Raw genomic sequence first — 20,587 nt, 5'->3', positions numbered from 1 at the left:
AGGTCCGTCCCCGACAACTCCTTCAGCAGCGACTGCTTCTCCTGCTCTCCCATCAGCGCCAGCTCGGAGAGCTTCGCGCCTGGCTTCGCAACCAGCGACTCCAGCAGCACCCGCAGGTGCTCCGTCATCCGCCGCGCTGTCGCCGCCGCGAACAGGTCCGTGTTGTATTCCAGCGTCCCTTCCAGCCCTCCCGCCGTCTCCGTCAGGTAGAGCGTCAGGTCGAACTTCGCCGTCTTCGACTCCACCTCGTACGGCGTCAACTCCACACCCGGCAGGCGGAAGTGCGGGAGCACGTCCTGCTGCAACACGAACATCACCTGGAACAGCGGCGCGTGGCTCAGGCTGCGCTGCGGATGCAGCTCCTCCACCAGCTTCTCGAACGGCACATCCTGGTGCGCGTACGCTCCTAGCGTCGTCTCTCGCACCTGCGCCAGCAACTCTCGGAAGCTGGGGTTGCCCTCCAGCTTCGTGCGCAGCACCAGCGTGTTGACGAAGAAGCCGATGAGCCCTTCCGTCTCCGCCCGCGTCCGGCCCGTGATGGGCGAGCCGACGCTCACGTCCTCCTGCCCCGCGTAGCGCCCCAGCAGCACCTGGAACGCCGCCAGCAGCAGCATGTACGGCGTCACTCCCTCCTGCTTCGCCACCGCTCCCAGCGTCCGGCTCAGCTCCGCGCCCAGCTTCACCGGCACCGTCGCCCCTCGGTACGTCTGCACCGCCGGGCGCGCGAAGTCCGTCGGCAGCTCCAGCACCGCCGGTGCCCCGGACAGCCGCTGCTTCCAGTACCCCACCTGCTTCTCCAGCACTCCGCCCAGCAGCCACTCCCGCTGCCACTCCGCGAAGTCCGCGTACTGCACCCGCAGCTCGGGCAGAGGTGAACCCCGTCCCGCTCGGAACGCGTCGTAGAGCGCGGCGACCTCGCGCACGAGCACGCCCATGGACCAACCGTCGGAGACGATGTGGTGCATCGTCACCAGCAACACGTGCTTCGCCTCGCCCAGCTTCAGCAGGCGTGCGCGCACCAACGGCCCCACGCCCAGGTCGAACGGACGCACGGTCTCTTCATCCGCGCACCGCCGCGCCTCCGCCTCGCGCGACGCCTCCGCGTGTCCCGTCAGGTCCACGACCGGCAGCTCGAAGGCCTTCGCCGGATGGATGAGCTGCACCGCCTGACCGTTCTCCTCGCGGAACGTCGTGCGCAGCGACTCGTGCCTGCGAACGATCTCCTCCAAGCTGCGCCGCATCGCCTCCGCGTCCAGCGCGCCGTCCAGCCGCACCGCGCCCGGCACGCTGTAGAGCGCGCTTCCCTGCTCCAGGCGGTCCAGGAACCACAAGCGCTGCTGCGCGAATGAAAGCGGCTGCGTGGCCCCCCGAGGCCTCGGCGCGAGCACCGCCGCCTTCGGCGCGTCCCGCTTCGAGGCCGTGATCCGCTGGGCCAGATCCAAGAGGCTCGGCCCCTGGAGCAGCAGCTCCATGGGCAGCGCGATCCCCAGGCCCTTCTCCACCGCGTGCGCCAACTCCACCGCGCTCAGCGAATCCAGCCCGTACCGCGTGATGGGCTCGCGTGGATCCACCGTCTTCGCCGGCACCCGCAACTGCGCCGCCACTCGCTCCACCAACCACGCCAGCGTGGCCCTCACGGGCTCCGGTAGGTCGTCCCGGACCGGCGCCGCGGCCGGTTCAGCCAATGCTTCGGCTTCCTGCTCCTCGGCTTCCTCGAAGCCCGGCTCCCGCCACACCAACACCGCGCGCAGGTCGTCCGCGAGGAACCCCGCCTTGCACGCGTGCCGCTGGATCTTCCCGCTGGAGGTCTTCGGGATGCTGCCCGGCTCGATCAACGCCACGGCGTGCACCTGCACCTCGTGACGCTCGGCGACGCGCTGGCGGATCTCCTTCACCGCCGCTTCGGCCATGTCCACCTGCTTGCGCAGGTTGCCCGCCTTGCGCAGGTCGATCTCCTGCACCACCACCAGGCGCTCCTCCCCCGCCACCTCCAGCGACACCGCCGCGACGCTCCCGGCTCGCAGCGCCGGGTGGCTCTCCTCCACCGTCTGCTCGATGTCCTGCGGGTAGTGGTTGCGGCCCCGGATGATGATCAGGTCCTTGGCCCGGCCGGTGACGAACACCTCGCCATCCCGCATGAAGCCCAGGTCTCCCGTGCGCAGGAACGGGCCTTCATCGCTGCCCTTCACGCGCGCCTGGAACGCCTCCACCGTCGCGTCCGGCTTGCGCCAGTAGCCCAGCGCCACGCTGGGGCCGCGCACCCAGATCTCTCCCACGCCGCCGGGCGCGCACGCCTCGCGCGTCTGCGGATCCACGATGGCCACGGGATGTCCCGGGCGCACCTCGCCGCAGCCGACCAGCAGACGCGCCTCCGGCTTCGCCGCGTCCACCAGCACGGCGCGGCGCTGCTCCAGCGCGGGCGCGTCCAGCGCGCACCGCACCGGCGGCGCCTCCACCCGCCCGCCCGACACCAGCAGCGTCGCCTCCGCCAGGCCGTAGCACGGGTAGAAGAACTCGCGCCGGAAGCCGTGCGGCCCGAAGGCCGCCTCGAAGCGATCCAACGTCGCCGGACGGATGGGCTCCGCGCCGGTGAACGCCACCCGCCACGAGCTCAGGTCCAGCGACTGCCGCTCCTCCGCGGGGATGCGCCGCACGCACAGGTCGAACGCGAAGTTCGGCCCTCCGCTGACCGTGCCCTTGTAGCGGGTGACGGCCTCCAGCCACACGCGCGGGTTCTTCAGCATCGTCAGCGGCGACATCAACGCCGCGTGGAACGTCGCGTACAGCGGCGTGAGGATGCCGCCGATGAGCCCCATGTCGTGGTACGGCGGCAGCCAGATGACGCCCGAGCTTCCCGCGTCCAACTGGAAGGCGTCCGTGATCAGCGCCAGGTTGTGCGCGAGGTTGCCGTGGCTCAGCATCACGCCCTTGGGCGAGCCCGTGGACCCCGACGTGTACTGGAGGAACGCCAGCGTGGACGCGTCCACGTCCGGCGGAGCCCAGTCCGCCTCCGCCCCCGCGGCGATCTCGTCCGTCGCCACCCAGTGCAGCGAGCGCAGATCCGGGGCCTGCTCGAAGACGAACTCCGTCATCCCCAGGATGCCGGACGTGGTGAGCACCACCGTCGCGTTCGCGTCCTGGATGATCGCCCGCAGGCGCGGCAGCGTCCGCTCCAGCCGCATCGGATCCGGCGGATACGCCGGCACCGCGACGAGCCCCGCGTAGAGGCACCCGAAGAACCCCGCCACGTACTCCAGGCCCGGCGGATACAGCAGCATCACGCGCTCGCCCGGCTTCGCCAGCGCCCGCAGCGCCCCCGCGATCCGCCGCGCCCGCGCATCCAGCCCCGCGTAACTCAGCGTCCCGTCTTCCTGCCCCGCGTCGTCCAGGAACGTGTACAGCGGTTGTTCGGAGCGCACTTCGGCCCGGTCGCGCAAGATTTCGACGAGGGTGGAATGCGAGGGCGTCAGCTCAAGGGAACGCGACACAGGAGAACCCATCAGGAAGGCCGGAGCGCACCACAAGGTCTGCAAGAGGGCCGTCTTTGTCGCGCCGCGACACGCACTCCAGGTGCGTGACACGGCGGCCCTTGCAATGCTTCCGGGGGGAGCAGGACTGGTACGAGAATACCACTAGGGCGGTGTTGTACCGAACTTGAATTATTTGCTCGAATCGCGCAGATTCGCTCGCTCGCCCTGCTTCCTGCTCTTCTGCTTGTGCCGCGCCCTGGCTTGACTCGGTGGGATCCACACTCGGATCCCCTGGGATTGCGCGAGGCTGTCGGTGCTTCCCCGAACGCACACCATGACTGCTCCCTTGTTTCGCCTCGCGGATGCCACCCTCGTCGAGCCGCTTGTCCAGGACTTCCAGGCCTGGTGGATGACGGTGGCTCCCATGCCCGCCAGCCTGCACTTGCAGGCCTATCTGGTGCCGCTGCTGAAGGCCTATCTGCAGACCCCGGACTTCCACGCGAAGGCCGCGAAGGATCCCGCGCTCAGCGGCAGCTCCTTCGTGGGCGTGGCGCCCGAGCGCGCGGATGAAGTCCGAGCGCTGCTGCAGCGGATCACCGCCGCGCAGGAGGACCGCCTCCAGCTGGCGGAGTCCTTCGACGAGTTCCAGACGCAGTTGCTGGCGGAGGCCAAGGGCCAATCCCTGGAGCCGCTGTACGCGCGGCTGCCAGAGCCGCTCAAGGGACTGGTGGAGCTGGTCTACGACTACGTGAACCGCCCGTCGATGCGCGTGCACGAGGGCCTGCTGTACCGGGGCCGCCACCACAAGACGGAGCTCCAGTCGCTGCGGATCCGCCGGCTGAAGGCGGACGCGGAGCGCGACTCACTGCTCACCACGCCGCGCCTGCGCGAGGCGGGGCAGTTGGACTGGAAGGTGCCCTTCCACGACGCGCGCCTGGACAAGCTCTTCAGCCTGGACCTGGAGCCCCGGCCGCTGGAGTGGATCCGCGACGTGCTGGGCGACGCGGTGACCTCCGACGCGGAGCTGTTGCCCCTGCTCACGGAGGCGCCCCAGACCGTCTCCGACACCTGGAACGGACCGGGCGCGCGCGTGCGCTACGTGGGCCACGCGTGCGTGCTGGTGGAGTGGAAGGGCACGTCCATCCTCATCGACGCCGTGGTGCCCGTGCGCCCGGAGAAGGTGGGCCCGCTGGAGCGCATGTCCTTCGCGGACCTGCCCCGCCGCATCGACTACGTCCTCATCACCCACAGCCATCCGGATCACCTGGACATCGAAACGCTGCTGCGCCTGCGCCACCGCATCGGGACGCTGATGGTGCCGCGCTCCAGCGGAGCCCTGGCCGGCGACTACTCGCCCCGGCTGCTGGGCAAGGCGCTGGGCTTCCGCGACGTGCTGGAGCCCTACTTCTACGAATCGCTGCCCCTGCCGGACGGAGAGATCATCGCCGCGCCGTTCATGGGCGAGCACGGCGACGTGGCCCACGCCAAGACGGCGTGGATCCTCCGCGTGGGCGAAGAGCGCATGTTCTTCGCCGCGGACTCCATGTGCGTGGATGAGACGACGTACCGCGATCTGCGCCGCACGGTGGGCGACCTGCACACGGTCTTCATGAACACGGAGATCGAAGGCGCGCCGCACACCTGGATGATGGAGGGCTTCTTCCCCAAGAAGCGCGACCGCAAGCTGGAGAAGAACCGCCGCTGCCGCGGCAGCAACTCCACGGAGGGCCTGCGCCTGCTGGAGCTCGTGGGCGCACGGCGACTCTTCAACTACGCCATGGGCCTGGAGCCCTGGATGGAGCACATCATCGGGCCCGCCGCCACGCCGGAGACGCCCCGCATGAAGGAGTCGGATCTGCTGCTCGCCACCGCTCGCGAGCGCGGCCTCCAGGCTGAACGCCTCCAGGGCGCGCAGCAGGTCCACCTCAAGCCCTGAGGCGCCTCCACGGGGAGCGGCCCGACCGGCCGGCCGCTCCCACACGCGAGGCTCGACGGGGCATGGCCAATCGGTATGCTCAGGAACATGAGGAATCCCCGGAAAGAAACCCTCACGTTCATCGTGGTGACGCTCGCGGTGAGCTGGACCCTGGCCGTGCTGTTCCTGATGGGCGGTGAGAAGACGCCGGCCCTGCTGCGCTGGATGATGTGCGTGCCCGGCATCGTGGGCCTCGCGTGCTCCTGGTTCTTCCGCCGCGAGCCGCCGTCCACGGTGGGCTTCGCCTTCCCCGGCTTCAAGTGGTGGTTGCTGGGGCTGGCGCTGCCCCTGGCGTACGCGGCCGTCATCACGCCCCTGGCGTATGGGCTGCGGTTCGCGACCGGGGACGCGGGCCTCATCCAGTATCAGCCGGAGGTGCTCAAGGGTCCGTTCGGGGTGACGGGCGTGGCGACGGTGCCGGTGATGGTGTCGCTGTTCTGGGCGCTGACGGTGACGTGGTGGCTGGCCGCGGCGGCCGTGCGCTGGCGCTGGGTGGAGCGGCTGGGCGCGCGGCTGCCGGAGCGCTGGCGCTGGCTGCGCTTCGGACTGCTGGCGCTGGTGTGGTGGCCCGTCGTCGGCTTCGGGGTCCCCAGCGAGCTGGGCGAGGAGGTGGGCTGGCGCGGAACCCTCACGCGCTGGTGGATGCACCGGCCGGCGCTGGCCGCGGCCATCACCATGCCGGTGTGGGCCGCCTTCCACCTGCCGCTCATCTTCTCCTCCACGCAGCGCGGGCACGTGGCGCAGAACGTGACGTTCCTCGCGTCCATCGCGGTGGCCGCGGTGGTGTTCGCGCAGCTCTACATGGCGTCGCGCTCCATCTGGCCGCCCGCCCTCTTCCACATCAGCTGGAACCTCATCAACCCGCTCCTGTTCGGCAGCGTCTACGACGGCCGGCCGGGGCTGTTCGGTGGAGCGGTCTGGATCTTCAACGGCGAGGGCGTCTTCGGGCTCGTGCTCAACGGGCTCCTGGCCGCGTGGCTCTTCCGCCACTGGCGGCGGAGCGCCCGGAGTGCGGAGAACACCGTCCTTCCAGACTCCGCGGCCACGACGGCCTGAAGCCGTGCGGGCCACCGAGCGCTGCTTTTTTACGCATGTGACATCCCGGGCGGGCTCCAGCTACTCTCGCCCGCGAGATGACTCCTGACGTCCGGGCCGACATGGAAGCACGTGCCGACCGCGCCCTGCGCCGGGGGGAGTTGGCGGAAGCGTTCGAGCTCTTCGAGCACCTGCTGCGCGCCTTCCCCCGCGAGGAGGCGCTGGCCCTCAAGCTCGCCCACCTGCGGGACAGCCTCCAGCCGGAGGAGCTGCAGCACCTGAAGAACCGCGTGCGCGAGCCCCAGCGCCTCCCCTTGGGCCCGCAGTCCCCCATGCAGGAGGGCGAGCGCCTCTTCACCCTGGGTGACTACGTGGGCGCCGCCGCCGCGTACCGCCGCGCGCTCCAGGAGCGGCCCGGCAACGAGCTGGTGCAGGAGCGACTGGAGGAGCTGTACCGGATGGCCCGCGAGATGCCCGTGCAGTCCCCGACCGACCGAGCCCTCCCGGAGCAGAAGGAGGACCGCCTCCAGGCCCTCCTGGACCGCCTGGCCTCCCGCCGCCGCATCAAGCGCGACTGAGGGGGCTCCCTCATCCCTGCGAGCGCGGATCCAACGCGACGCGTGATTCGCGCGTTGCGCACCCCAGGGGTGGCACCTACAATCCGCACCGACGTTGCTGTCATAGTGTCGCCCGGTCCCACTGACACCCGCGTCCGACCTACATCCTTCCCTTATGACCCGACCTCTTCGACTCGGTGTCCTCACCGGTGGTGGTGACTGCCCGGGGCTCAACGCGCTCATCCGAGGCCTCGTCCGACGAGGCGCGCACGAGTTCGGCCATTCGTTCGTCGGCATCGAGAACGGCTACATGGGCCTGGTGGAGCCGGAGCTCGTCCGCCCGCTCGGGGTGGAGGACACGCGCGGCATCCTGCCCAAGGGCGGCACCATCCTGGGCACGTCCAACAAGGCGAACCCGTTCGCCTACCCGGTGCGTGAGGGCCCAGGCTGGGTGGAGCGGGACGTGTCGGATCAGGTGCTGCGCCGCTGCGAGGAGCTGCGGCTGGACGGGCTGGTGGCCATTGGCGGGGACGGCACCCTGACCATCGCGCACCAGCTGGCGGACAAGGGGCTGAACGTCGTCGGGTGTCCGAAGACCATCGACAACGACCTGTCCGGCACGGACCAGACGTTCGGGTTCGACACCGCGAGGCTCATCGTCACGGAGGCGCTGGACCGGCTGCACTCCACGGCGGAGGCGCATGACCGCGTGATGGTGGTGGAGATCATGGGCCGGCACGCGGGCTTCCTCACGCTGGAGAGCGGCATCGCGGGCGGCGCGGACGTCATCCTCATCCCGGAGATCCCATACCGGGTGGAGTCCCTGCTGGAGACGCTGAAGCGGCGGTCCACGCGGCGGCGCAGCTTCTCCATCATCGCCATCTCCGAGGGCGCCTTCCCCCAGGGCGGCGCGCTGTCCGTGCTGGCGGAGGCCGCGGACATCCCGGGCCGGGGCGTGGTGCGGCTGGGCGGCTCTGGGAAGGTGTGCGCGGATTTGCTCGCGAGCCATATCGATGCGGAGATCCGCGTCACCGTGCTGGGGCACCTGCAGCGCGGCGGCAGCCCGAGCGCCGCGGACCGCGTGCTGGCCACGCGCTACGGCTGCAAGGTGCTGGACCTGGTGCGGGATGGCGAGTGGGGGCACATGGTGGCCCTCAGGAACAACGAGATCGTCGGCGTGCCGCTGAGCGAGTCTCGCAAGGAGCGACGGGTGGATCCCCAGGGAGACCTGGTGCGGTTCGCGCGGAGCATGGGCATCGGTTTCGGGGACTGAAGGGAGCACTGCGCACCACGCCATGACGCTCGTCGGCCGCCATATCGGTCGCTATCGCATCCTGGAGGAGCTGGGCTCCGGGGGCATGAGCGTCGTGTACAAGGGGCTGGACACGGCCCTGGACCGCGAGGTCGCGGTGAAGGTGCTGCACCCGCACCTGGCCGGCAAGGACGAGTCCCGCCGGCGGCTGGCCCGCGAGGCCCGCGCGGTGGCGAAGCTGCACCACCCGAACATCCTGGAGGTGTTCGACTTCTCGTCGGCGGAGGCGCACGACGCCTTCATCGTCACCGAGTACATCCGCGGCCGGACGCTCAAGACGTACCTGGATGAAGGCCCGCTGGAGCCGCCGGAGCTGGCGGCGATGATCATCCACGAGCTGGCGGCGGCGCTGGCGCACGCGCACGAGGCGGGCGTCATCCACCGCGACCTGAAGCCGGAGAACGTCATGGTGCGCGAGGACGGGGTCCTCAAGCTCATGGACTTCGGCATCGCGCGGCTGCTCGACATCGAGGACCGGATGACGGTGACGGGCGCCCTGGTGGGGTCGCCCGCGCACATGTCGCCGGAGATCATCGAGGGCCTGGAGGCAGGGCCCGAAGCGGATGTCTTCAGCCTGGGCATCATGTTCTACGCGCTGATGACCGGCCGGCTGCCGTTCACCGCGTCCAACACCACCGCGACGCTCAAGCGCATCCTGGACGGGGCCTACGAGGATCCCCGCCGCCGCGTGCCCGCGCTGTCGGACGAGTTGGCGGAGATCTGCGCGACGTGTCTCCAGCGCGATCCGCAGCGGCGCTACCCCAACGCCGGGAAGCTGCGCGACGCGCTGGCGGACGCGCTCGCGGGGCTGGGGTTCTCCCGCGTGGGCGAGGAGCTGATCTCCTTCTTCGCGGATCCGCCGTCGTACCAGCGGCTCGCGCGCCAGCGCATCGTCGCGTCGCTGCTGGAGCGCGGGGAGCGGCAGCTGGCGGAGAAGCGCACGCCGCGCGCGCTGGCCTGCCTCAACCACGTGCTCGCGCTGGACGCGACGAACGAGCGGGCGCTCGGGTTGCTCAAGGTCATCCAGCGCCAGCAGCGGCGACGCACGTGGCGCAGGCGCGGCATCCGCGTGGGCATCGGGCTGGGCGTGGCGCTCGCGTTGGGCTTGGGCGGCTGGCAGTGGCGCCGGCTGTCTCCAGGGGCCACCCCGTCCGGGCCCCCGAAGGTGGAAGGCACGGGCGGCGCCGCGGACACGGGAGGGGCCACGGCGCCGCGTCCCGTGGGAGCCGCGACGGGCACGGGCTCCCAGCTCGAAGGGACCGCCCCGGGCACGCCGGAGGGCTCGCGGCGCCCGTCCGGGCCCTCCGAGGCCTCCCATGGGCCTCCGGACACGTCCCACGGCGCACCGGCCCCGGGCGGTGCGCCCGGCTCACGTCCCACGCCCGGCTCCTCCACCCCGACGACCAGCGCGCAGGGCACGGGGGGGACCGGCACGGCGACTCCCGGGCGCGACGGGCTCTCGCCGCCCCCGAGCAACACCGACGCCACGCCTCGCCCCCCGAACGGGCTCCCCTCCCCTCCGGAGCGCACGGCGTCGCGCCCGACCGTCGTCGCCGCCCTCGAACCGCAGGACGATGCCCGGCACGCGCGCAACGGCCGGCTCCCCGTGTCCATCCTCGTGCGCCCCTACGGCTCCATCCGCGTGGACGGCGGCCCCGCCAGCGCGCAGCAGCTCGCGCAGCACGACGTGCTCTTGGCCCCGGGCGCGCATACCATCACGGTCTCTTGCGGCTACTGCGAGGACGCGACGGAGACCATCGACGTGAAGCCCCAGGGTGAGAACGTCTTCCGCCTGCGCGCCCTCCTGAAGTCGTCGCAGCTCGCCATGGACTACCAGCCGGCGGACGCCACCGTGCGCGTGGGCGACGTGGAGCGCACCGCGCACGACAGCCTCCAGCACCCCTTCGACATCCGCTCGCCCCGGGGCCCCGCCAGCTTCCAGCACCGCGTGGAGGTGGAGGTCTCCTCCCCCGGCTACAAGACGGAGAAGCGCGTCGTCCTGCTGGAGCCCGGCAAGCCCACCACCCTTCGCGGGAGCCTGCTGCCCGAATGAGCCGCGGCCCCTTGCTGCTCCTGTCGCTCCTGTGGGCCCTGCTCGGCCCCGCGTCCGTGCGCGCGCAGGCGCCCGCCGCCGCGGACCCGGAGGTCGCCGCGCTGCGCTCCTCCTTCGAGTACGGCAAGTACGCCGAGGTCCTGGAGCGCGCTGGCCAGCGCATCGACCGCGGCGACCTGTCCGAGGAGGACCTCGTGGAGCTGCACAAGCTCGCGGGCCTGTCCGCCTTCAACCTCAACAAGACGGAGGAAGCCGAGCGCCACCTGCGCGCCGTCATCCGCCTGGACCCCGACTTCGGCCTGGACCCCTTCGTCGTCCCGCCCCCGGCGGTCGCCTACTTCGAGGACCTCAAGAGCCAGATGGCCGGCGAGCGCGAGTTCCTCCGCCAGGAGCAGCGCCTGCGCCTGGAGCGCGAGAAGGCGGAGTCCGAGCGCCGCGAACAGGAGCGCGTCGCCCTGGAGACGCAGCGCCGCCGCGCGGAGGAGCTGGCCCGCCAGGTGACGGTGCGCACCGTGGAGAAGCGCAACTTCCTGGTCAACTTCGTCCCGTTCGGCGCCGGTCAGTTCCAGCAGGGCCGCAACGGCATGGGCATCGTCTTCGCGGCCACCGAGGGCGTGCTCGCCCTCACCAGCATCATCGCGTTCTTCGCGTACGACTCGCTCTTCGAGGAGCGGTTCATCAACCTGGACAACGTCCTGGACGAGGACGGCCGCGCCTCCATTCCGGTGCGCTTCATCCCCACCGACCGCGCCCGGCAGGCGGACACCTGGCAGCTGCTCAAGCTCGCGTCCGCCACCGGCTTCTACACCGTCTACACCCTGGGCGTGGTGGACGCCGTCTACCACCACGAGGATCAGGTGGTGACGAGCACCACCGTGGAGTCCCGCCCCGAGCCGAAGCCCTCCGCCGTCTCCCAGTCCGCTCCCCCGCGCCTGCGGCTGTACTCCGCCCGCGGTGGGCTGGGCGCCGGCTTCTCCCTCACGTTCTAGCCCCGGAAACCAAGCCCCGACCATGGCCAGCCTCACCGTCCGCACCCCCGATGGAAAGGTCCGTACGGTCTCCCTGCTCAAGCGCATCACCAGCCTGGGACGGGGATCCGACAACGACGTGCCCCTGGAGGACCTCGCCGTCCCCGCCAGCGCGCTGCACGTCACCTTCGACGGCACCCGTTACGAGGTGGGCAGCCTGGGTGCCACCTTCCACGTCAATGGCAAGCGCCGCGACAACCACGCGCTCGCCACCGGCGACGTGGTGAAGGTCGGCGGCACCGAGCTCATCTTCTCCCGCGAGGACGCTCCCCGCGAACCCGTGCGCCGCGAGGTGCCCTCGCGCGAGGTGTCCCTCGGCCCGGCCGCCACCGAGTCCTCCGACTCGCACACGTCCGAGCTGCCCGGCGTGGCGGGCCGCGAGCTCGTGCTGCTCAAGCGGCTCACCGCGTTCAGCGAGCGGCTCTTCGGCAGCTACGACGTGGACCGCATCCTGGAGAGCCTGCTGGACGAGGCCATCGAGGTGACGCGCGCCGACAAGGGCTTCCTCATCCTGGTGGAGAGCGGCGAGCCGCGCGTGAAGGCCGCGCGCAACGTGGCGCGGGAGAACATCGAGGACGCGGTGGAGAAGCTGTCCGACTCCATCATCGCCAAGGTGGTGAAGGACCAGAAGGCCATCATCGTCGCGGACGCGCTGGACGCGCCGGAGTTCAAGGCCAGCGAGTCGGTGGTGAACCTCAAGGTCCACTCCGTCATGTGCGTGCCGGTGATGCACAAGGGCGACCTGTTCGGCGTGCTCTACGTGGGCAACGACCGGCTGGTGAACCGCTTCGAGCCCAAGAGCCTGGACATGCTCACCGTGTTCGCGGCGCAGGCCTCGCTGCTGCTCCAGAACGCGCTGCTCGTCAACGACCTGAAGCTGGACAACACGGAGCTGCGCCGCAAGCTGGAGGACCAGCGCTACGGCGACATCGTGGGCGCGTGCCAGGGCATGCGCGACGTGTACAAGCGCATCGACAAGATCGCCCCCACGGACATCTCCGTGCTCATCACCGGGGAGACGGGCACCGGCAAGGAGCTCATCGCCCGGGAGATCCACCGCCGCTCGCCGCGCGCCAAGGGCCCGTTCATCACGGTCAACTGCGGCGCCATCCCGGAGAACCTGCTGGAGAGCGAGCTGTTCGGCCACGCCAAGGGCGCCTTCACCGGCGCGGTGGCCACGCGGCCCGGCAAGTTCCAGGCGGCCATCGGCGGCACCCTCTTCCTGGATGAGATTGGCGAGATGCCGCTCCAGCTCCAGGTGAAGCTGCTGCGCGCGCTCCAGGACAAGATCGTCTACAAGGTCGGCGAGAACCGCGGCGAGCCGGTGGACATCCGCGTGGTGGCCGCGACGAACAAGATCCTGGAGGAGGAGGTCAAGCGCAACGCGTTCCGCGAGGACCTCTACTACCGCCTCAACGTCGTCACCGTGAAGCTGCCGCCCCTGCGCGATCGCGGCGAGGACGTCATCGTGCTGGGCCGCTTCTTCCTGCAGAAGTACGCGCGCGAGTTCAGCTCCAAGGCCCGGGGCTTCACGCCCGCCGCCGCCGTGTCCATGAAGAAGTACGGCTGGCCCGGCAACATCCGGGAGCTGGAGAACCGCCTGAAGAAGGCGGTCGTCCTGGCGGACAAGCCGCTGATGGGCCCCGACGACCTGGACCTCAAGCCGGAGAACCTGGAGCCCATCATGCCGCTGCTCCAGGCCAAGGAAGAGTTCCAGAAGCGCTACATCAACGAGGTGCTGGCCCGGAACAACGGCAACCGCACCAAGACGGCCAAGGACCTGGGCGTGGATCCGCGCACCATCTTCCGCCACCTGGAGAAGCTGGAGGCGGAGAAGACCGGCCGGCCGCTGCCCCCCGAGGAGAACGAGGACCTGCTATAGGCTTCCTTTTCCACGCCATGCACCGTCACGCGACGCGACAGTCCCGGGGCATCCTCCGGCCGCTCCTGGCGGCGCTGGGCCTCGCATCGCTCGCGGTGGGCTCCGGGTGCCTCATCCCCCAGGATCAGGCGCTCCTGGAGGGCGTGCCCGGGTTCAAGAACCGGCCGCCGCGCGTCGTGGAGGAGCAGGTGGAGCCCTCCGAGCGCATCCTGCGCGCCTTCGGCGTGGGCAGCTGCACGCAGGACTTCAGCGTGGTGGTGGAGGACCTGGACGTGGACGACCGCATCACGGTGGAGTGGTACGTGGACTACAACCCGTCCAACCCCGTGGGCTCGTACCGGCAGATCGTCCTGGCCAACACCGGCCAGCCCCGGCGCGACGACCGGGGCACGCTGCACATGGACCTGCGCGCGGCCAACAACCCGCTGAGCACTCCGGGCATCCACCTGGTGGAGGCGCTGGTGACGGACCGGCACCTCACCAACCGCCAGCCGGATCCTCCGGAGGAGGTGTTCCTCGCGGACGGCGGCGTGGTGAAGAACCCGGGCTTCGTCACCTCGTACTCCTGGGTGGTGAACACCGTGGCGGGGGACTGCCAGTGAGGCGCGCGCTCCGGGCCCTGGCGCTGGCGCTCGGGCTGTCCGCGAGCGGGTGCGCCTTCCTGGAGGACGAGCCGCCGCCGGATCAGCTCGTCTGCCGCTCCGACGCGGAGTGCGCCGCGGGGCAGGTGTGCTTCGTGGATGGCTGCGGCAACCCGGGCGGCGACATCGTCGTGGAGGTGCAGGCCCACCCCAAGGCGGGCCTGCTCGCGCAGGACTTCCCGGTGGACCGGCTGCGCCCGGAGCAGAACCTGGAGCTGTTCAGCCCCGTGCGCCTTCGCGGCGAGGTGTCGCGAGGCGCAGTCACCACGGGGGACGGCGGCGTGGCCACCATCGCCTATCGCGGGCCGGTCCACCTGCTCGCCACGGGCGAGAGCCGCCTCATCCCGGGCGTGGGCCGCCGCTATGAGACGACGCTCATCCCGGACAACGGCGCGTGGGTCCTGCCCGTGGGCAGCGGCGACTACACGGTGACGCTCACCCCGGTGGACAAGGCCGTGCCGCCGCTCGTGCGCACCGCCTCCGTGGACCCCGCCACGGGCGGCAGCGTGGCGTTCGAGCTGCCCACGCCCGCGCGGGTCATCACGCTCTCGGGGACGCTGGTGCTCCAGGGCTCGCGCCGGGTGGACGCGGACGTGGAGGTGCAGGCGCTGGATGACTCCCTTCGCCCCCTGTCCCAGCGCGCCCGCGTGTCCCGGGACACCGGCGGGTTCCAGCTGGCGCTCAGCGCGGAGGACGCCGCGCGCCCCACCGTGCTGCTGCGGGTGACGCCGCTGAACGCCTCGGACGTGGTGCCCCGGAAGACCTTCGTGGTGGATCCGTCCGTGGGCTTCGCGTCCGCGCTGGAGCTGGGTGATCCCGGCGCCCCGGTGCGCGTGGAGGGCCGCGTGCTGGAGACGGACGGAGCCGTGCCCATGGAGGGTGCCCGCGTGTCGCTCCAGGGCCGCGTGGCCGGCGGCGGCACGTTCCAGGGGGTGCCCGCGCTGACGGACGCCCAGGGGCGCTACCAGCTCACCTCCCTGCCCGGCCTCCCCGAGTCCCCGCTCACGCTGGTCATCGTGCCGCCCCCCAGCTCCCCGTCGCGCCTCACGCTCCAGCAGGTGGTGGTGTCCACGGTGGACACGGTGCTGCCGGACGTGACGTGCCCGCCGCGCATGGCGGTGACGGGCAGCGTGCGGCAGCCCGACGGCAGCGGGCCCGCGTCGGGCGTGCGCATCGTGGTGGAGCCGGTGGGCGCGCTCACGGGCTGGCCCCAGCCGCCCATGGGCTTCGAGGCGCCCTTCACGACCGACGGCGCCGGCGGCTTCCAGCTGGCCCTGGATCCGGGCGAGTACCGGCTGGACTTCCTGCCCGGGGAGAACCTGCCGCGCGTCAGCCGCTTCGTCACCGTGCCGCCCCGGACCCAGGAGGAGCAGGTGTTGGAGCTGGCGGCCTTCACGCTGTCGCGGGGCCGCTCGCTGAGCGGACGCATCACCCTGCCCCCGGACCCCGCGCTGGCGCCGGACGGCATCGCGGCGAACGCGTCCGTGCGCTTCTTCCGCGTGGTGACGGTCGCGGGCCGGCCGGCGTCGCTGCTGCTCGCGCAGACGGTGTCCGACAGCACGGGGCGCTACTCCACCGTGCTGCCCACGCGCTGAGGAGCTACCGGCCGCTGTCCTTGCGGCGCGCGGTGTCGAAGGCGGCGTGCAGCGCGTCCACCGCGCCGCCCACCTCGCCCGCGTACTGCACCGCGTGGATGGTGTAGAGGTCCTGCACCTTCGCGAGGTGCCGGTACACCGAGCGCAGCTCCACGCGGGAGGGGTCCCTCGACTCCAGGGCGCACTCGGACTCGGACTTGCGCACGCGCGTCAGCCACTCCGTGCGGTAGCGCATCCACTCCTGGTCGACCTTGCGGGCGGGAAGGACGTGCACGAGCTTCTCGCGCTCGGCCTCCAGGTCCTTCCAGTGGGCATCCGCGGCGTCCAGGCACTCGCGCACGGTGAGGGGCGGTGTCACGGGCGGGAGGCGCCCGGGCGTCATCTCCGCCACGGAGTGCCCGACGTTCCAGATCATCCACAGCGAGAACAACGTCGCCAGCGTGATGTGGACCCCATACGCGGCGGCACGGTAGCGGCGGAAGCGGGGGTCTTTCCTGGGATCGGGAGCGGACACGGGGCCCAGGTCTTACGACCCTGGACCCCGGGTGGCAATGCTTCCGTTCCTCGCCGTCCGGAAGGAGAACCCGGCCCCGGGTGGGCCGGACGGCGGGGGGACGGGCTACTGGCCGGCGGGGGCCGTCTGCACGGCGGGCGCGGCCTGCGGCGCGGCGACGGGGGCGGCGGCGGGCACCGGGACGGCCTCCGAGCCACCCGCGGCGGCGCGCTTCGCGGAGGTCAGGCGCCCGCGGAACTGCGACAGGTACTGGGTGGCCGGGTACGTGGCCAGCGCGTCGCGCACCGTGTCCGCCGCCTTATCGTACGCGCCCGTCTCCTGGTACGACTGGGCGAGCAGCAGCATGGCGTAGTCGCGCGTCTTGGACTTCTTGTCGCCGTCCACGAAGCGGGCCAGCAGCGGCACGGCCTTGTCGTGCTGACGCAGCTGGTTGTACGCGGTGCCCAGGAAGAAGGACGCGTCCAGCGCCTCCGCCTCCGACGGGTTCATGGCGAGGAAGCGGGACAGGTCCGCCACCACGCCGGACATCTCGTTGCGGCGGAAGGCGAGCTTGCCGCGCTCGTAGGCGGCGTCGCCCGTCTCGCGGCGCAGGATGGCGGCGCGATCATTGAGGGCCTGGCGCTCCAGCGACGACAGCCGCTGGGTGTCCAGCTTCACGAGCGCGTCGATGCCCTTGAGCCGCTCGTCGCCCGGCAGCGTGGTCATCATCTTGTAGACCTCGCCGGCGGCGCGCTGGGCCGTCAGGTGCGCGGTGGTGTCCGCGCGCTGCTTCTCCAACTGCGTGGAGAGGTCCGCCACCTGCTTCTCCAGCCGCTCGCGCTCGCTGGTGTTGCTGGAGCTGCGCGCGCCGTTCACCAGGACCGCGCCACCGACCGCCAGCACCGCGAACAGCGCGTAGGCCACCGCCGAGGAGAGCCATTGCCGCTTCTGGAAGTCCTCGTGGCGCTTGCCGACCGCCTTCACCTCCGCGTGGAGGTTCTTCAGCAGGTTGTCCGTCTTGATGACGAGGTTGCGCGACTCGATGACCTCGCGGCGGAGCTCGGAGAGCTCCTTCTCGACGTCGGTCTTCGGCTGTTCAGAGGGGGGCATGGACATCTTCCTGGGACCGGAAATGACTTCGGCCGTCTCACGCATGCTAGGGGACTCTCCGGGAGGAGGGGCGGGTTCTTTTTCCGCTCCCCCAAACAGCACGCTCGGTCCCCACCATTCCCAGGAGGCCGCGCCTCATGCGCGCTTGCCTGCCCTCTTCGCTGGAACTTTCCGCGCCGCTAGAACGTGGGCACGGGCCGCGACGGATCCGGCGGGAACGTATAGGTCAGCCCCAGCGCGAACCAGTTGCCGCCGCTGCTGAAGCTGAAGGGGCCGGCCCACTTCGCCGCGTCTGGAGACTCCACCGGGCCCCGCAGGAACATCAGGCGGTACTCCGCGGTGAGGCCCCACTTCGCGGACAGGCGGAGCGTGGCGCCGAGCGAGCCCACCCAGGCCTGCGCGACGTTCTCCTTGAGGGCCGAGCCCTGGCGCTTGGAGGAGATGACGGTGGGCCCCGTGAGCAGGCCGGCGAACGGCACCAGCCCGTGCGGCCCGATGTCCAACACGCCCTGGAAGCGCAGGCCCACGAGCAGGCCATAGGCGACGGCGCTGACCTTGCGGTTCACGGCGCTGTCGTCCGCGCCGGACTCCGTCAGGTGGAGGTTCTGCGCGGTGCCGATCAGGTCGATGCCCAGCTCCACCAGGTCCGACACCGCATAGGCGAACGTGGCCGCGCCGACGGGCGCCCCATTGGACTCCGGCGCGCGCGCCAGGCCGCCGCCCGGCCCCTTCGCGCCGTACCAGGAGTCATAGAGCGTCCCGTTGGAGGTGAGCCGGTAGCCCGCCTGCACGGTGATGCGGCCCACGCCGTCCAGGTTGGTGGGGGCCCTGTCGTCGTCCTGGGCGAAGGCGGGGACGGCGACGAGCGCGAGGAGGAGCGGCAGACGGCGGAACATCACGGAGAAGGACCCGGGGCTTTCTGCCGGCACGGGCGGTCTCGGCCCGGTGCTACAGGCGTGTCGCACACCGTAGCCGCGAGGCCTGCTTCGTCAAATTTCCGGTGCGGTCCCTCCCGTGTCGATTTCCCGCCCTACCATTCGTCGCCATCCCGAACCCGACGTTCCAGGAGAACGCCCCATGCGCTTCATGATGCTCGTCAAGGCCTCGCAGGACAGTGAAACCGGCAGGCTCCCCTCCTCCGAGGAGTTGGGCGCGATGGGCAAGTTCAACGAGGAGCTGGTGAAGTCCGGCATCCTGCTCGCGGGTGAGGGCCTGCACCCCAGCTCCAAGGGCGCGCGGGTGACGTTCTCCAACAAGCAGACCCAGGTGACGGATGGCCCCTTCGCGGAGACGAAGGAGCTGGTCGCCGGCTTCTGGATCATCGAGGTGAAGTCGATGGAGGAGGCCATCGCCTGGGCGCGGCGCGTCCCCTTCACGGACGGGGAGATCGAGATCCGCCGCGTGTTCGCGCCGGAGGACTTCGCGCCCAGCGACCCCACCGGCGAGCACCGGGCGCACGAGGCGCGGCTGCGCGCCCAGGCCGAAACGAAGTCCTGAGCCGTCAGCGGGCCCGCCGCTCCAGCTCCAGCAGGGGCATCTCCAGCACCACCACCGTGCCGTGCGTGCACGGTGGGGTGAAGTCCGCGCGGTCCAGCTCCCCCAGCAGCGCGCGCAGCTGCGCGTCGGTGAGCGGGGTGGAGGACGCGCGCCGCGCGGCGTGGCAGGCCATCACGCGCACGGCCTCCGCCAGGCTCGTCACGTCCAGCGGCGCGCTGCGAGGAGGCAGCGCGCGCGACAGGGCCTCCAGGAGCGCGCGCGGATCCACGCCCTCCAGCCCCGGCGGCACCGACTTGAGCGCGAGCGCCGTGCCGCCGAAAGGCTCCACGTCCACGCCCAGCTTGAGCAGCGCCTCGCGGCCGTCCACCAGCGTCTTCACCGCCGCCAGCGACAGGTCCACCGTGGTGCCGAACAGCGACGGAGGCGGCGCCTTCGCGTCCTCGTCCAGCCGGCGCAGGTACGCGGAGAGGCGCGCGCGCTCCAGCGCGGCGTGCGGGTCCAGCACCACCAGCGTCCCGCCCGGTCCCTCGCACACGTGGAAGCGGCTGCCCAGCAGGCCCATGGGGCGCAGCGCCGCGAAGTAGCCCGGGGGCGGCGCCTCGTTGAGCTGCGGCTGGGCCTCGCCGAACGCGGGCGTGCGGCCCGGCATCGCGGGGCCCTGGAACCCACTGCCCTGCCCCGCCGGGCCTCCGCCCTGCGGCGCGAAGTAGGAGGGCATCAACGGGCGCGCGGGCATGGAGCCGCCCGGCCCCGGGGCGTCCATGGCGGTGGGCAGCGGCGCGCCCCAGGTGGCCTCCTGGGCGCGGGTGAGGAAGCGCTCCACGGCGTGCGCGTAGTGCGCGGCGTCGCGGGGCTGCTGCGGGTTCGCGGCCTGCTCCTCGGGGGTGCCCAGCCAGGGGGCCGCGCGCAGCACGCGCGAGAGGGCGGCGCTGATCGCGTCCTGCACGCCCCGGGCGTCGGCGAAGCGCACCTCCATCTTCTGCGGGTGCACGTTGACGTCCACCGCGCGAGGCTCCACGTCGATGTGCAGCACCACCACCGGCTGGCGGCCCGCGGGCAGGAAGTCCTGGAACGCGCGCTGCACGGTGCTGATGAGGCCGCGGTCGCGGATGTAGCGGCGGTTGACGAAGGTGTAGAGGCCCCGCGCGTTGGGCAGCGTGTACTCAGGGGACGCGAGGTAGCCCGTGACGACGACGCCCAGCCGCCGCTCCTCCACCGGGAACAGGTGCGGGAAGGACGCGGGCCCCAGGGCCGCGGCGATCCGCTCGCGCGGGTCGTGCTCGCTGGCGGGGCTCGCGAACAGCTCGTTGCCCTCGTGCGCGGCGAAGAAGCCGACCTCCGGGTGCGCGAGCGCCAGACGCACCACGGCCTCCTCGCAGTGCTTGAGCTCGGTGGCGCCCTGGCGCATGAACTTGCGGCGCGCGGGCACGTTGAAGAACAGATCCTCCACGGTGATGACGGTGCCCACGCGGGGCGGCGCGTCCTCCACCGTGGGGGGCCCGCCGCCCTCCACCGTGACCCGGGTACCCTCGAGCGCGTCCGGCTCCGCGGTGTGCAGCGTGAAGCGCGACACGGAGGCGATGGCGGGAATGGCCTCGCCCCGGAACCCCATGGAGTCGATGTGGAAGAGGTCGTCCAGTTCGCGCAGCTTGCTGGTCGCGTGGCGCTCCAGGCAGAGCGTGGCGTCCGCGCGGCTCATGCCGTGGCCGTCGTCGGAGATGGTGATGCGCCCGACGCCGCCGCCCTCCAGCTCCACGCGCACGGTGCGCGCGCCCGCGTCGAGCGAGTTCTCGCACAGCTCCTTCACCACGGAGGCAGGGCGTTCCACCACCTCACCGGCGGCGATCTTGTTGATGAGCACGTCGCTCAGGCGCGCGATTCGGGACATGGCGATCCACCACCCTCCGCCACCTGGATGACGTTGTCCAGCACATCGCGG

At 71.3% G+C, this 20,587-nt stretch carries 15 protein-coding genes; 10 read left to right on the top strand and 5 right to left on the bottom strand.

Annotated elements, in window-relative coordinates; all coding sequences use genetic code 11:
* Positions 1 to 3,488 (bottom strand): condensation domain-containing protein (locus tag GTY96_RS24815; protein ID WP_161665984.1); only part of this gene is annotated, 3,488 nt, incomplete at its 3' end.
* Positions 3,489 to 3,804: 316 nt separating this feature from the next.
* On the opposite strand from GTY96_RS24815, the gene GTY96_RS24810 reads away from it, so the two are divergent.
* The 9 genes from GTY96_RS24810 to GTY96_RS24770 all read left to right on the top strand — a co-directional run bounded on the left by GTY96_RS24810 (position 3,805) and on the right by GTY96_RS24770 (position 15,548).
* Positions 3,805 to 5,406 carry an MBL fold metallo-hydrolase gene (locus GTY96_RS24810; RefSeq protein ID WP_161665983.1) on the top strand — a complete coding sequence of 534 codons (1,602 nt, stop codon included), beginning with the start codon at positions 3,805 to 3,807 and terminating at the stop codon, positions 5,404 to 5,406.
* Positions 5,407 to 5,493: 87 nt separating this feature from the next.
* Positions 5,494 to 6,501 (top strand): CPBP family intramembrane glutamic endopeptidase, encoded by a 1,008-nt coding sequence (locus GTY96_RS24805; protein WP_143909299.1) that lies wholly within the window; start codon positions 5,494 to 5,496, stop codon positions 6,499 to 6,501.
* A 77-nt stretch (positions 6,502 to 6,578) separates the two neighbouring features.
* Positions 6,579 to 7,058, top strand: coding sequence for a hypothetical protein (locus tag GTY96_RS24800; protein ID WP_186002207.1), 480 nt, complete (start codon positions 6,579 to 6,581; stop codon positions 7,056 to 7,058).
* Positions 7,059 to 7,212: 154 nt separating this feature from the next.
* Positions 7,213 to 8,310, top strand: a complete 1,098-nt coding sequence (locus GTY96_RS24795) for a 6-phosphofructokinase (protein WP_143909303.1) — start codon at positions 7,213 to 7,215, stop codon at positions 8,308 to 8,310.
* A 22-nt stretch (positions 8,311 to 8,332) separates the two neighbouring features.
* Positions 8,333 to 10,402 carry a serine/threonine-protein kinase gene (locus GTY96_RS24790; RefSeq protein ID WP_161665982.1) on the top strand — a complete coding sequence of 690 codons (2,070 nt, stop codon included), beginning with the start codon at positions 8,333 to 8,335 and terminating at the stop codon, positions 10,400 to 10,402.
* The gene (locus GTY96_RS24785) at positions 10,399 to 11,391 is read left to right on the top strand and encodes a hypothetical protein (RefSeq protein ID WP_143909307.1); all 993 of its coding nucleotides are present in this window, start codon (positions 10,399 to 10,401) and stop codon (positions 11,389 to 11,391) included. The genes GTY96_RS24790 and GTY96_RS24785 overlap by 4 nt, the downstream gene beginning before the upstream one ends.
* A gap of 22 nt (positions 11,392 to 11,413) precedes the next feature.
* Positions 11,414 to 13,312: a sigma 54-interacting transcriptional regulator gene (locus GTY96_RS24780; RefSeq protein WP_143909309.1), complete on the top strand. Its 1,899-nt coding sequence runs from the start codon at positions 11,414 to 11,416 to the stop codon at positions 13,310 to 13,312.
* A gap of 17 nt (positions 13,313 to 13,329) precedes the next feature.
* Positions 13,330 to 13,914, top strand: coding sequence for a hypothetical protein (locus GTY96_RS24775; protein WP_143909311.1), 585 nt, complete (start codon positions 13,330 to 13,332; stop codon positions 13,912 to 13,914).
* Complete coding sequence (locus GTY96_RS24770) at positions 13,911 to 15,548, top strand: carboxypeptidase-like regulatory domain-containing protein (RefSeq protein ID WP_328700992.1); 1,638 nt, start codon at positions 13,911 to 13,913, stop codon at positions 15,546 to 15,548. Before GTY96_RS24775 ends, GTY96_RS24770 begins: the two co-directional genes overlap by 4 nt.
* Before the next feature lie 4 nt (positions 15,549 to 15,552).
* Here GTY96_RS24770 and GTY96_RS24765 read toward each other — a convergent pair whose 3' ends face one another.
* From GTY96_RS24765 to GTY96_RS24755, 3 genes are all read right to left on the bottom strand, one after another.
* Positions 15,553 to 16,062 (bottom strand): hypothetical protein, encoded by a 510-nt coding sequence (locus GTY96_RS24765; protein WP_186002208.1) that lies wholly within the window; start codon positions 16,060 to 16,062, stop codon positions 15,553 to 15,555.
* Positions 16,063 to 16,167: 105 nt separating this feature from the next.
* Positions 16,168 to 17,151 (bottom strand): tetratricopeptide repeat protein, encoded by a 984-nt coding sequence (locus GTY96_RS24760; protein ID WP_143909315.1) that lies wholly within the window; start codon positions 17,149 to 17,151, stop codon positions 16,168 to 16,170.
* Between the two features lie 179 nt (positions 17,152 to 17,330).
* Positions 17,331 to 18,080: a hypothetical protein gene (locus GTY96_RS24755; protein WP_255443039.1), complete on the bottom strand. Its 750-nt coding sequence runs from the start codon at positions 18,078 to 18,080 to the stop codon at positions 17,331 to 17,333.
* A gap of 148 nt (positions 18,081 to 18,228) precedes the next feature.
* Here GTY96_RS24755 and GTY96_RS24750 point away from each other — a divergent pair, with 148 nt between their 5' ends.
* A complete protein-coding gene (locus GTY96_RS24750; RefSeq protein WP_143909317.1) occupies positions 18,229 to 18,648 on the top strand; it encodes a YciI family protein in 420 nt (139 codons plus the stop codon).
* Between the two features lie 4 nt (positions 18,649 to 18,652).
* Here GTY96_RS24750 and mutL read toward each other — a convergent pair whose 3' ends face one another.
* Entirely contained in the window at positions 18,653 to 20,536 is a 1,884-nt protein-coding gene (gene mutL, locus GTY96_RS24745; protein WP_143909319.1) for a DNA mismatch repair endonuclease MutL, read from the bottom strand.
* Positions 20,537 to 20,587: the final 51 nt, after the last annotated feature.

The sequence above is a fragment of the Corallococcus silvisoli genome (assembly GCF_009909145.1).
Classification (GTDB): domain Bacteria; phylum Myxococcota; class Myxococcia; order Myxococcales; family Myxococcaceae; genus Corallococcus; species Corallococcus silvisoli.
The sequence above is the reverse complement of the archived record's forward strand: the minus strand, read 5'-3'. Positions and strand labels throughout refer to the sequence as shown.

Excerpts from the sequence above, each read along its gene's own strand:
- GTY96_RS24810 (WP_161665983.1), top strand. The coding sequence starts at position 3,805 with ATGACTGCTCCCTTGTTTCGCCTCGCGGATGCCACCCTCGTCGAGCCG.
- GTY96_RS24805 (WP_143909299.1), top strand. The coding sequence starts at position 5,494 with ATGAGGAATCCCCGGAAAGAAACCCTCACGTTCATCGTGGTGACGCTC.
- GTY96_RS24800 (WP_186002207.1), top strand. The coding sequence starts at position 6,579 with ATGACTCCTGACGTCCGGGCCGACATGGAAGCACGTGCCGACCGCGCC.
- GTY96_RS24795 (WP_143909303.1), top strand. The coding sequence starts at position 7,213 with ATGACCCGACCTCTTCGACTCGGTGTCCTCACCGGTGGTGGTGACTGC.
- GTY96_RS24790 (WP_161665982.1), top strand. The coding sequence starts at position 8,333 with ATGACGCTCGTCGGCCGCCATATCGGTCGCTATCGCATCCTGGAGGAG.
- GTY96_RS24785 (WP_143909307.1), top strand. The coding sequence starts at position 10,399 with ATGAGCCGCGGCCCCTTGCTGCTCCTGTCGCTCCTGTGGGCCCTGCTC.
- GTY96_RS24780 (WP_143909309.1), top strand. The coding sequence starts at position 11,414 with ATGGCCAGCCTCACCGTCCGCACCCCCGATGGAAAGGTCCGTACGGTC.
- GTY96_RS24775 (WP_143909311.1), top strand. The coding sequence starts at position 13,330 with ATGCACCGTCACGCGACGCGACAGTCCCGGGGCATCCTCCGGCCGCTC.
- GTY96_RS24760 (WP_143909315.1), bottom strand. The coding sequence starts at position 17,151 with ATGCCCCCCTCTGAACAGCCGAAGACCGACGTCGAGAAGGAGCTCTCC.
- GTY96_RS24750 (WP_143909317.1), top strand. The coding sequence starts at position 18,229 with ATGCGCTTCATGATGCTCGTCAAGGCCTCGCAGGACAGTGAAACCGGC.
- mutL (WP_143909319.1), bottom strand. The coding sequence starts at position 20,536 with ATGTCCCGAATCGCGCGCCTGAGCGACGTGCTCATCAACAAGATCGCC.